This is a genomic window from Bradyrhizobium sp. KBS0727 (genome assembly GCF_005937885.2).
Lineage (GTDB): Bacteria > Pseudomonadota > Alphaproteobacteria > Rhizobiales > Xanthobacteraceae > Bradyrhizobium.
Genome location: NZ_CP042176.1, coordinates 2,895,068 through 2,906,981 on the forward strand (window position 1 = coordinate 2,895,068; position 11,914 = coordinate 2,906,981).

Below are 11,914 nucleotides of genomic sequence, written 5' to 3' on the forward strand. Positions count from 1 at the left end.
TCAGATAGTGCGGCGCGCAGCGTCGGTGGTCATGGAGCAAGAAGTGAGCGAAACCACATCTTCCGCGGAAGGCATCGGCGCCCGCGTTCTGCGCAAGGAAGATGCGCGGCATTTGCGCGGCCGCGGCCAGTTTGTCGGTGATCTGTTCATGGCGGGATTGCAGGAGGTGGCGTTTCTTCGCAGTCCGCTCGCGCATGCGCGTATTGTGTCGCGGACGCGCCCCCCCGACCATGACCATGCGATCTTCTTTCTTGACGATCTGAAGGGCGTTGCTCCCATTGTCACCCGCTCGTCCATTCCCGGTTATAAGGTTTCGGAATATCCGGTTTTAGCCCGGGAAAAGGTAAGATTCGTCGGCGAGCCCGTCGCCATGTGCGTGAGCAAAAATCGCGCGGCGGCTGAGGATCTGACGGAACTCGTCGAGGTCGACTATGACGAACTGCCGACTATCGTCTCCTGCGACAGCGGGCGCAAGGCCGACGCGGTGCAATTGCACGACAGTTGGGGCGACAATCTCTTTCTCGAAACGTCTTTCGACAGTGGCATCGATGCGATCGCAGCAACGGCACCGGTCGTCGTCGACCTCGACGTCTCTTGCGCACGCCAGACCATGCATCCGCTGGAAGGCAAGGGTGTCCTTGCGTTCTGGGACTATCGGGCCGGGCAACTCGTCGTTCACACCTCGACCCAGGTGCCGCATCTCATTCGCGCCGGCCTTTCGGAATGTCTGGGGCTGCCACAGGCCGTGATTCGCGTGATCGCGCCCGATGTCGGCGGCGGTTTCGGATACAAATGCCTGTTGCAGCCGGAAGAAATCGCGGTGGCGTGGCTGGCCGTGACCTACAAGACGCCGTTTCGCTGGACCGAGGATCGCCGCGAGCATCTGGTCGCCGGCGCCAATGCGCGCCAGCATCACTACAAGATCAAGGCCTACGCCGATAAGCGCGGCAAATTGCTGGGGCTCGATGCTGAAATTTCGGTCGACACCGGCGCCTATTCGGTCTGGCCGTTCACCGCCTGTCTCGAGGCGGCGCAGGCCGGCGGCAATTTGCCGGGGCCATACCATCTGGCCGCCTATCGGGCCAAAGTGTTCTCCGTCGCCACCAACAAGCCGCCATTTGCGCCGTATCGCGGCGTTGCACGGCCGGGCGTTTGCTTCGCCATGGAGCAAACGATCGATGCCATCGCCAAAGCCGTCGGCCGCGAGGCGTGGGAAGTGCGCGCCGAAAACCTGGTGGCCGCCAGCGCCATGCCCTACACCAACATCACCAACAAGCATTACGATTCCGGCGACTATCCGGGCGCGCTGCTTGAAGCAAAGGAGATGATCGGCCTGGATGCATTTCGCGCCGGTGCGCGCCGCGACGCGCTCGGTCGATATCTTGGCGTCGGCTTCGCCAGCTACACCGAGCAGTCCGCGCACGGCACGAAAGTGTTCGCCGCGTGGGGGCTTCCCCTGGTGCCGGGCTTTGATCAGGCCTTCGTCAAGCTGACGCCCGATGGCGCGCTCGAAGTGCGCTCGGGCATTCACACTATCGGTCAGGGGCTGGAGACGACGCTGGCGCAGATCGCGGGCGAAGTGACCGGCGTACCCTACAAGGACATTCGCGTGACGCTGGGCGATACTGCGACGACGCCGTTTTCAACCGGGGCCTATGCGTCGCGCGGCATCGTGATGACGGGTGGCGCAGTTGGCCGCGCGGCCGAAGTTGTCGCCCTGCGCATCAAGGCCATCGCCGCGCATTTGCTGCAGGTCGAGCCGGCCGCCGTGGCATTCAAGGACGGACGCATCTCTGCCGGCCAGGCCAGCGTGTCCTACGAAGACGTCGGCCGCGCCTGGTATATCCGCCCGGATCAGTTGCCGGATAATGTCGATCGCGGTGGGCTGGAGGCAACCGAGGGCTATAAGCCGCTGGTGGATGGCGGGGTGTTTTCCTACGCCAGTCACGCGGCCCGTGTTGCCGTCGATCCGGAAACCGGTCTCGTGGAGATCCTCGACTACGCCATCGTCGAAGATTGCGGAAAGATGGTTAATCCAATGATCGTCGAGGGCCAGACCTATGGCGGCGCGGCGCAGGGGGTCGGCACCGCCCTGTTCGAAGAAAGCCCCTACGACGATAACGGTCAGCCGCTGGCATCCACACTGCTTGACTACATTTTACCCGGTCCGGTGGAGTTGCCGAAATTCCGCATCGCGCATCGGGAGACGCTGTCGCCTTATTCCAAGTTCGGCATCAAGGGGGTCGGCGAGGGCGGTGCCATCGCGCCGCCGGCCGCGATCATCAACGCCATCAACGATGCGCTGGCGCCGCTGAATGCGATCTTGCGCGATGCGCCGGCATCGCCGACGCGGATTCTCGCGGCGATCGCAGCCGCCAAGGCCGCAGCCGCGCCACAGGTTGGCGGCAGGGTCGGCGCATGAAGTCCGCAGCATTCGACTACAAGCGTGCCCGCACGTTGCTGGAGGCTGCGGAATTTCTCGCAGCTGGCAACGGCGACGCGAAAATTCTTGCAGGGGGCCAGTCCCTGGCACCGATGCTTAATCTGCGGCTTGCGCGCCCGCGCATCCTGATCGATATCAAGCGCGCCGAAGGTTTGCGCGAACTCACCGGCGACGATAAGGTCATGTCTATCGGCGCGGGCTGGACCCATGCCGAGATCGAGGACGGGGTATTTGAAGACCCGACGCGTGGATTGATGTCGTATGTCGCGCGCGGCATCGCCTACCGCGCTGTGCGCAATCGGGGTACGATCGGCGGCAGCCTCGCTCATGCCGATCCCGCGGCCGACTGGATTTCGACTATGGCGGCGCTGGGGGCGACCATGGTGTCGCGGGGCGCCGACGGCGGCAGACGCCGCTTCTCTGCCGATACGTTTCTGGCGGGCGCTTTCCAAACCAGGCTGGGCGCAAACGATGTGCTGATTGCCATTGAGGCGCCGCGGCTCTCGGAAAAGGCCGGATGGGGTTATTACAAGATCTGTCGCAAGAGCGGCGAGTTCGCCAACGCGATCGGCGTTGCCATTTTTGATCCGAAAAGTGGATTGAGCCGCGTTCTCGCAGGTGCGACGGACGGTCCGCCGGTGCTGCTCCCGAAGACGGCGAAAGTGCTGGCGGACAAAGGCGCATCCGCCGCCGTCGACATCGTTGACGCTGAGATCGCAACGGTGCTGTTCGGCCACGATGCCGCCGGCCGGCAGTTGCATGCCACCGCGGTGCGCCGCGCTCTCGGTGCGCTCGCCGTCAAATCGGATCATTGAACATGGCGACAGTCACGCTTTCCATCAACGGCGCCACGGTCACAGCCGATGTCGAGCCACGATTGCATCTGGCCGATTTCTTGCGCGGAGACCGGCATCTCACCGGCACGCATCTCGGTTGCGAGCAGGGCGTTTGCGGCGCTTGCACAGTGCTGATCGATGGGAAGCCGCAGCGCTCGTGTCTGGCCTTTGCCGTCGACTGCGACGGTGCGGATGTCCGAAGCATTGAAGATTTCGACGACGACCCGTTGATGGGCGAGTTGCGCGACGCGTTCAGCGCCTCGCACGCGTTGCAATGTGGATTTTGTACGCCCGGCATGCTGGCCACCGCGCGCGATATCGTTAGCCGGTTGGGCGAGGTGTCAGAGCATAGAATCCGCGAGGAGTTGTCCGGCAACATCTGTCGTTGCACCGGTTATGTCGGGATTGTCGAGGCGATCCGCACGGTCTCGCTCGGCAAGCAACCCGTGATCGTTGGCGCCGTTGCCGTGCAAGCGCCGAAGATAACCGAACGAGGTGGCCCGACCGAAGTGCCGGTCGTTATCCCGGTTGCTCGCCCGGCGGCGTTGGCATTACCCACAAACGTTGGCGCCGGGACATCAATCGAAGAGCGCATCACGATCAAGGCGGCGCCGGACAAGGTTTGGGAAGCGCTGTCGGATTTGCGGCGTGTGGCGTCGTGTCTGCCGGGCGCTGAAATCACCGAGATCGATGGCGACACAGTCAAGGGAAGGGTTCGTATTGCTCTCGGACCGATCAAACCGGCGTTCAGCGGCGAAGCGCATGTGACCATGGACGCAGCAAGGCGCGAGGGCAAAATGGCCGGACGCGGCCGCGATTCCGGCATGGGCTCGTCCGCCGAAGGCGAGGCTCGCTGGCAAGTAATCGAGGGCGCTACGAATGGTTCCGTTATCCTCGTGAATCTGACGTGGCGACTGACCGGCCCACTCGCGCAATTCAATCGCTCGGGCTTGGTTCAGGATATTGTGCGCCGCCTCGCCGCGACATTTGCCACCAATCTCGAAGCTTCGATCGACAACAGAGCGGCGCCTCTGGCCGCTTCCCAGGCCATCAGCGCTTTTGGGTTGTTCTGGTCGGTTATCAAGGCCCGATTGTTTGGGAGGTGATGAAACCGATGCGATACGGCCACCGAACCTACGATCGAAGCATGGCGGGCCTAGGCAAGGCGCAGCGCTACTTTGCACCGAGAGATCAAAGAAAGTCCGAAGACAGCCGGCGCGAGCAGCCCTTGAACTGAAGCGCGCGGCGTGTCGGTACGGGGCCGACCGCTTCGAGAGCGCTCACACGATCTGATCCGGCGAGTTTGGCGGTTATCGAAAAGCTCAACGGCAAAGATTGGCTTTGTCGGAGATGCACAGGGCTGTTTCCAAGGCCGATCATCCACGACAGCATCGATGATGCTGCGTGCGGCATCACAGTATCTGCGGCAGAAGCGCGGGACTTTTTCCATTCCTGCCGACAGTCCACTTGCAATGTTTAGTAAGTCGTGATTTACTAAACAAATCGAGCTCAACGGATCCCAAGAATCCGCGAGCGCGAGGGAACGTCGATTCAAGTCATTCAACTCGTCAAGGACTGTGTCGCACTGCTCGAAGCTTTCGAGCGGGCAGGAACGCCGCGCCATGTCGATGGCCGGCTCAACAGGGAGGGAAATGCGCATGAAGAATACATTGAAGGCGCTTCTGGCTGCGGGCGGGGTCGCCGCGCTCAGCATCGGAACCGCGACAACGCCTGCGCACGCGCAGGGCAAGACGATCACTCTGTGCTGGGCGGCTTGGGATCCCGCCAACGCGCTGGTCGAACTGTCGAAGGACTTCACCGCCAAGACGGGTATTGGTATGAAGTTCGAATTCGTGCCGTGGCCCAACTATGCCGATCGCTTCCTGAACGAACTCAATTCGCGGGGGTCGCTGTGCGATCTCATCATCGGCGATTCACAATGGATCGGCGGCGCCGCGGAGAACGGCCAGTACGTCAAGCTCAACGATTTCTTCAAGAAGGAAGGGATCAGCATGGACGACTATATGCCGGCGACCGTCGTCGGCTATTCACAGTGGCCGAAGAACACGCCGAACTATTGGGCGCTGCCCGCCATGGGCGACGCAGTGGGCTGGACCTATCGCAAGGACTGGTTTGCGCGCCCGGAGGTGCAGAAGGATTTCAAGGCCAAATATGGCCGCGATCTCGCTGCGCCGAAGACGCTCGATGAACTTCGCGACATCGCGCAGTTCTTCCAGGGCCGCGACATCGACGGCAAGAAGGTCTATGGCGCTTCGATCTATACCGAGCGCGGCTCGGAAGGTATCACCATGGGCGTTTCGAACTATCTCTACGACTACGGCTTCAAATACCAGGATCCCAACAAGCCCTATGCGATGGACGGGTTCGTCAACTCGCCCGGCGCCGTCAAGGGGCTCGAGGCCTACAAGGAACTCTACAAGTGCTGCACGCCTCCCGGCGCTTCCAACTCCTACATGTCGGAAGGTCTCGATGCGTTCAAGTCCGGTCAGGTCGCGCTGCAGATGAACTTCTTCGCCTTCTTCCCGGGCCTCTACAAGGACCCGAATGTCGGCGGCGACAAAATCGGTTTCTTTTCCAATCCTGCCGCCACGACGCAGGCGACGCAACTCGGCGGACAGGGAATCTCGGTTGTTTCCTATTCCAAAAACCAGGGCGAAGCGCTGCAATACATCAAATGGTTCTCCGGCGGGGATGTGCAGAAGAAGTGGTGGGCGCTCGGCGGCTATTCCTGCGCCAAGTCCGTGCTGAATGACCCGAGCTTCCCGGACAGCGCGCCTTTCGCCAAGGAGTTCCTGAAGTCCATGGGAATGGTCGTCGACTTCTGGGCCGAGCCCTCCTATGCCCAGCTTCTGCAGGCCGAACAGAAGCGCGTGCATGACTATGTGGTGGCCGACAAGGGCACCGCACAGGAAGCGCTCGACAGTCTGGTGAAGGACTGGAAAGCCATCTTCAAGGAAGAGGGCAAGAAGTTCTAGGATAACCGTCTGGAGCGCGTTCGACGGCGCTCCGGACGATTCCCTTCGGAAGTACTTCTAGTTCTGCAACCGCCGGCCTCGTTGGGCGAACGCCATGAATGATTTGAGTGTCTCATCGCAAATCGCATACCAGGCCGCGCGGATGCAGCCGCGTGTGGTGCGTCGGATTCGGGGTCTGTCGGACAAGGCGCTGGCCTGGCTCTTCATCACACCGACCATTGTCCTGCTTCTCGCGATCAATATCTTCCCGCTGATCTGGACGATCTATCTGTCGTTCACCAACTACCGCGCCAACCGGCCGAATGTGCCGATGCGGTGGATGGGGATCGATTGGTACCAGTCGATCCTGACCGATCCGGACATCTGGTCAGCGATGCAGGTGACGGCACACTTCGTTCTTTGGACCGTCGTCATTGAGACCGTGCTCGGGTTCGGCCTTGCCTTCCTGATCGACAAGAAGTTCCGCGGCCACGGCGCGTGGACCACAATCATCCTGCTGCCGATGATGCTGTCGCCCGCCGTCGTCGGCAATTTCTGGACCTTCCTGTACCAGCCGCAGATCGGGCTCTTCAATTACGTCGTCGCATTCTGCACCGGCAGCGCCGCCTCCTCGTTCCAGATGCTCGGTGACGTCAGGCTCAGTCCCTGGGCCATCGTCATCGTCGATGCCTGGATGTGGACGCCCTATGTGATGCTGATCTGCCTTGCCGGCCTGCGCTCGATCCCGGATTACATTTACGAAGCGGCGGAGGTCGACCGCGCATCGAAATGGCGGCAGTTCTGGTCGATTACGCTGCCGATGGCCTTGCCGTTCATCATGCTCGCCGTGCTCTTCCGTGGCATCGAGAACTTCAAGATGTTCGACATGGTCAACCTCCTCACCGGGGGCGGGCCGGGCTCTACCACGGAGGTCGCTTCGATCACGCTCAAGCGCGCGGCCTTCGAGAGCTGGCGGACCGGTTATTCTTCGGCCTTCGCGATCATCCTGTTCGTGACGGTATTCGGCCTCGCCAACATCTATGTGAAAGCACTGAACCGGGTGAAAAGCCGATGAGCATTGCCAACGCCGCCCATTCCGTCGTTGAACCGACCGCTGGCACGCGGCGTTTTGCAGGCTCGCTCGTGATACTTTATGCTGTCGTCACCATGATCCCCTTGGTCTGGATCGTGCTCACCTCGTTCAAATCACCGGACGACGCAATTTCCTATCCACCCAAGGTCATCTTCCAGCCGTCGCTGGAGGGATATTGCAACCTTGTTACCACTCGCTCGCGCCAGACGCCGGAATTCATCCAGACGCTCGGACCGGCGCAGGGTCTTTGCGACGGCATCGCACGCGACCGCAACATGGTGGTCGCCGGACCATCGAACTACGTGCCGCGGTTCGTCAATTCGCTGATCGTCGCCTTCGGCTCGACCGTGCTGGCCGTCGCGCTCGGCACGCTGTCGGCCTACGGCTTTTCACGATTCCGCGTGCCGCTGAAGGACGATCTGCTTTTCTTCATCCTCTCGACCAGGATGATGCCACCGATCGCGGTCGCGATCCCGATCTATCTGATGTACCGCACCATCGGGCTGTCGGACACACGGCTCGGAATGATTCTGCTCTACACCTCTGTCAACGTCTCACTTGCCGTCTGGCTCCTGAAAGGGTTCATCGACGAGATTCCGCGCGAATACGAGGAGGCGGCAATGATTGACGGCTATACGCGCTTCCAGGCCTTCGTGAAGGTGGTGCTGCCGCAGGCGACGACCGGAATCGCCGCAACGGCGATCTTCTGCCTGATCTTTGCCTGGAACGAATACGCCTTCGCCGTGCTGCTGACCTCCGGCAACGCCCAGACGGCACCGCCCTTCATCCCGATCATCATCGGCGAGGGCGGGCAGGACTGGCCTGCGGTCGCCGCCGGCACCACGCTTTTCCTGGTGCCGATCGTCGTATTCACCGTGCTTCTGCGCAAGCATCTGCTGCGCGGCATCACCTTCGGAGCGGTTCGCAAATGAGTGCCGATTCGACCAATTTCAAGTCGCCGCGGCGCGGGTTCGCGGAAAGAATTCTGCGGCGCGGGCCGCTGGAAGCTGTTGCGACGACGGTCATCGCCGTGGGCGTCGTCATGCTGATGCAGCCGTTTTTCCTGGCGTTGTATTCCTGGTCGTTTGCGACCACGCTATCCGGCACGGTGATGTTCATCATCGTCTCGAAGGTCAGGGAGTAGGGCGGATGGCACAGATCAGGGTCGAAGCGCTCGACAAATCCTTCGGCGCGTTTCACGCGGTCAAGGCTGCGAGCTTCACGGTGGAGGACGGCCAATTCCTCTGCCTTCTTGGCCCCTCCGGTTGCGGTAAAACGACAACGCTGCGAATGATCGCAGGGCTGGAGCTGCCGACGGCCGGCACGATTTCTCTCGACGGCGAGGAGGTGACGATGAACCGCGCCTCGGCACGCGACATCGCCTTCGTGTTCCAACTGTTCGCGCTCTATCCGCACATGAATGTCCGGCGAAACATCGGCTTTCCTTTGAAGTGCGAAGGCATCGGTGCGGCGGAAACCGACCGGCGGGTCGTTGAGGCCGCGCGCATCCTGCGCATCTCCCATCTGCTCGACCGGCCGGTGTCGGGCCTTGCCGGCGGTGACCGGCAGCGTGTCGCACTCGGGCGGGCGATCGTGCGCAAGCCGAAATGTTTTCTGATGGACGAGCCCTTGGGTGCGCTCGACACCGAAATGCGCGAGGCGATGATCCGCGAATTGCGGGCGCTGCACGACCGGCTCGGGGCGACGACGGTCTACGTTACGCATGACCAGCTCGAGGCGATGGCAATGGCCGACACCATCGCCGTGATGAACAATGGCGTCGTCGAACAGGTCGCGAGCCCGCGCGACATCTATGACCGGCCGGCTTCGCTTTTTGTCGCCGACTTCATCGGTTCGCCGCCGATGAACTTCCTGCCTTTCCGCGACAGCGTGGCAACGGGCGCACAGGCAATCCGGCTCGGCGAGGGCGAAATTGCCGTTCCCGCCGCACGCGAGACGCTGGCGGAGCGCGATCTCGTCCTCGGCGTCAGGCCCGAGCACGTCCGTTTCACCGATCGTGGCATGGTGCGGGGCGAGGTCTATGGTGCGGAGTATCTCGGCACCACGCAGATCGTCACTGTGACGACCCGCTACGGCGCGCTCAAGGCCCGGACCCCCGCCAGTGTGGGCTTCCGGACCGGAGAGAGCGTCGGGCTCGACTTCCGGCCCGACACACTGTCGATCTTCGACAAGGCATCCGGCCGGGCGATCCGCACCGCGTTGCATGAGGGAGGCGCACATGGCTGAAGTCGAGATCAGGGCCGTCTCCAAGGCGTTCAAGGGAACACAGGCGATCAGCGATCTCTCGCTGAAGGTCGGGGACGGCGAATTCGTTGCGCTGCTCGGTCCGACCGGCGCAGGCAAGACGACGACGCTGCGTCTGGTCGCGGGCCTGGAGATGCCCGACAGCGGGTCGATCCGGATCGACGGGCGCGACGTCACCGGCGATGCGCCGGCCGACCGCGACGTTGCCTTCGTCTTCCAGCAATATTCGCTGTACCCGCATCTCACCGTATTCGAGAACATGGCCTTTGCGTTGCGTGCGCCGATTCGCCGGGTGTCGGAGGCCGATATCCGCAGCAAGGTCGAGGAAGTTGCCCGTCTCCTCCATATCGAAACCAAGCTCCAGAACAAGGCGACGCAGTTGTCGGGCGGCCAGATGCAGCGCGTCGCGATCGGCCGGGCTCTGGTGCGCTCACCATCGATCTATCTCATGGACGAGCCGCTCTCTTCGCTGGACGCCAAGCTGCGTGGTGAAATGCGCCTGGAACTCAAGCGCATCCAGACCGATCTTGGCGCGACGATCCTCTACGTGACCCACGATCAGACGGAGGCGATGACCATGGCATCTCGCATCGGCGTGATCGAGGCCGGACGATTGATGCAGATCGGCACGCCGCGCGAAATCTATGAGAACCCCGTCAACGCGCATGTTGCCGCACGACTTGGCCAGCCGGCGATCAACCTGCTGCCGGCGGACATCTTTGCGGGCACGCCGCGAGGCGCGACGACCGTTGGCGCACGGACCGAGCACCTGACGATCGCGCAAGGCCGCGGAGACGCGTCGGCAACGGTCACGCGGATCGAACATCTCGGCGACCAGAGCCATCTCCACCTCGACCTTGGCGGCCATCCTGTCGTGACGCTCTCGGACCCGGAGGCGAAACTCGGCGCCGGCGATGTTGTGTCGCTCTGTCTCAACAATCCGCTGTTCTTCGATGCGGACGGCCGGAGGATCGCGGCATGAGCCTCAATCGGAGCGCGAAGGAGAAGCTGGTGCGGGCGCTGGCCGTGGCGGTGATCGAGCACGCCGACGAATTGACCAGCCTCGATCAGGCGATCGGCGACGGCGACCACGGGCTGAACATGAAGCGTGGTTTCGAGGCGGTGCTCGCGACCCTGCCGGCACTGGCAGATAAATCGACGCCGGAGATGCTGAAGGCGATCGGCATGACGCTGGTGATGAAGGTCGGTGGTGCCTCCGGGCCGCTCGTCGGCACTTTCTTCATGGAACTCGGCAAGGCGCTTCCGGAGGAGGCTGCCCGTGCCGATCTCGTCGCAGCAACGGGTAAGGCGATCAACGCTGTAAAGGCGCGCGGACGCTCGGAAGCCGGGCAGAAGACCCTGCTTGATGTCCTCGTGCCGGTGCAGGCGATACTTGCGGCTGGCGGCGACGCCGCGGCGATCGCCGCGGAAGCGACCGAGGCCGCCGAGCGTACGACGCCGATGCTGGCGACGCGCGGCCGAGCGTCTTTTCTCGGCGAGCGTTCTATCGGTCATATGGATCCGGGTTCACGCTCGGCGTCCCTCCTGATCGGCGCAGCAGTCGTAACACTGGAATTCGAGGCAGATTTATGAGCAATTCAAGTTCTGGCAACGTCGGAATCGTCATCGTTTCGCATTCCGCCAAAATCGCGGAGGGTGCCGCCGATATGGTGCGTCAAATGGTCGGCAATGCCGTGCCGCTTGCCTGGACGGGTGGCGACCTCGAGGGCGGGCTCGGCACCAATGTTGCCGGCATCCTCGAGGCGATCGAGGTCGCCTGGTCGCCGGCCGGTGTGGCAATCCTCGTCGATCTCGGGGGAGCAGAGACGAATTCGGAGATGGCGGTGGAGATGTTGCCCGAAGACCGGCGTGCACGCGTCGTGGTCTGCAATGCTCCGGTAGTCGAGGGGGCCGTGATCGCGGCGACCGAGTCCTCCGGCGGCTCGCCGCTAACCGCGGTCCAGCGCAGCGCGGAGGAGTTCTATGCATGATGTCAACGCCGGCCGGGCGTCCAAAACGTTTGCACCGCTAACGGCCTCGGCGGTTCTCGTTAATCCGGTCGGCCTTCATGCGCGGCCATCGGTCAAGCTTACGCAATGCGCCAAGGGTTTTGTCGCGTCGATCGAGATCGCCCTCGCACCGGACGGGCCATGGACGGATGCCAAGAGTCCCGTGAAGGTGATGCGGGTGAAGGCCCCGCAGGGGGCGATGCTCTATTTCCGTGTGGCCGGCCCCGACGGCGATGCGGCACTGGCCGCCGTGCTCGCGCTGGTGCATGACGGCTTCGGCGAGGCCTGAAGCC

At 62.6% G+C, this 11,914-nt stretch carries 12 protein-coding genes; all 12 read left to right on the forward strand.

Annotated elements, in window-relative coordinates; all coding sequences use genetic code 11:
* Positions 1-43: 43 nt before the first annotated feature.
* The 12 genes from FFI89_RS13145 to FFI89_RS13200 all read left to right on the forward strand — a co-directional run bounded on the left by FFI89_RS13145 (position 44) and on the right by FFI89_RS13200 (position 11,910).
* Entirely contained in the window at positions 44-2,422 is a 2,379-nt protein-coding gene (locus tag FFI89_RS13145; protein ID WP_246669443.1) for a xanthine dehydrogenase family protein molybdopterin-binding subunit, read from the forward strand.
* Positions 2,419-3,258, forward strand: a complete 840-nt coding sequence (locus FFI89_RS13150) for a xanthine dehydrogenase family protein subunit M (protein WP_138837143.1) — start codon at positions 2,419-2,421, stop codon at positions 3,256-3,258. Before FFI89_RS13145 ends, FFI89_RS13150 begins: the two co-directional genes overlap by 4 nt.
* A gap of 2 nt (positions 3,259-3,260) precedes the next feature.
* Complete coding sequence (locus FFI89_RS13155) at positions 3,261-4,385, forward strand: 2Fe-2S iron-sulfur cluster-binding protein (RefSeq protein WP_138837145.1); 1,125 nt, start codon at positions 3,261-3,263, stop codon at positions 4,383-4,385.
* A gap of 552 nt (positions 4,386-4,937) precedes the next feature.
* Positions 4,938-6,275: an ABC transporter substrate-binding protein gene (locus FFI89_RS13160; protein WP_138837147.1), complete on the forward strand. Its 1,338-nt coding sequence runs from the start codon at positions 4,938-4,940 to the stop codon at positions 6,273-6,275.
* Between the two features lie 94 nt (positions 6,276-6,369).
* Positions 6,370-7,329: a carbohydrate ABC transporter permease gene (locus FFI89_RS13165; protein WP_168212880.1), complete on the forward strand. Its 960-nt coding sequence runs from the start codon at positions 6,370-6,372 to the stop codon at positions 7,327-7,329.
* On the forward strand, positions 7,326-8,279 hold the full coding sequence (locus FFI89_RS13170) for a carbohydrate ABC transporter permease (protein WP_138837150.1): 954 nt from the start codon (positions 7,326-7,328) through the stop codon (positions 8,277-8,279). The genes FFI89_RS13165 and FFI89_RS13170 overlap by 4 nt, the downstream gene beginning before the upstream one ends.
* The gene (locus FFI89_RS13175; protein WP_138837152.1) at positions 8,276-8,491 is read left to right on the forward strand and encodes a hypothetical protein; all 216 of its coding nucleotides are present in this window, start codon (positions 8,276-8,278) and stop codon (positions 8,489-8,491) included. The genes FFI89_RS13170 and FFI89_RS13175 overlap by 4 nt, the downstream gene beginning before the upstream one ends.
* Positions 8,492-8,496: 5 nt before the next feature.
* Positions 8,497-9,594 carry an ABC transporter ATP-binding protein gene (locus tag FFI89_RS13180; RefSeq protein WP_138837154.1) on the forward strand — a complete coding sequence of 366 codons (1,098 nt, stop codon included), beginning with the start codon at positions 8,497-8,499 and terminating at the stop codon, positions 9,592-9,594.
* On the forward strand, positions 9,587-10,594 hold the full coding sequence (locus FFI89_RS13185; RefSeq protein WP_138837156.1) for an ABC transporter ATP-binding protein: 1,008 nt from the start codon (positions 9,587-9,589) through the stop codon (positions 10,592-10,594). The genes FFI89_RS13180 and FFI89_RS13185 overlap by 8 nt, the downstream gene beginning before the upstream one ends.
* The gene (dhaL, locus tag FFI89_RS13190; protein WP_138837158.1) at positions 10,591-11,205 is read left to right on the forward strand and encodes a dihydroxyacetone kinase subunit DhaL; all 615 of its coding nucleotides are present in this window, start codon (positions 10,591-10,593) and stop codon (positions 11,203-11,205) included. The genes FFI89_RS13185 and dhaL overlap by 4 nt, the downstream gene beginning before the upstream one ends.
* Positions 11,202-11,603 (forward strand): dihydroxyacetone kinase phosphoryl donor subunit DhaM, encoded by a 402-nt coding sequence (dhaM, locus tag FFI89_RS13195; protein ID WP_138837160.1) that lies wholly within the window; start codon positions 11,202-11,204, stop codon positions 11,601-11,603. Before dhaL ends, dhaM begins: the two co-directional genes overlap by 4 nt.
* Entirely contained in the window at positions 11,596-11,910 is a 315-nt protein-coding gene (locus tag FFI89_RS13200; RefSeq protein WP_138837162.1) for an HPr family phosphocarrier protein, read from the forward strand. The genes dhaM and FFI89_RS13200 overlap by 8 nt, the downstream gene beginning before the upstream one ends.
* The last annotated feature ends 4 nt before the right edge of the window (positions 11,911-11,914 follow it).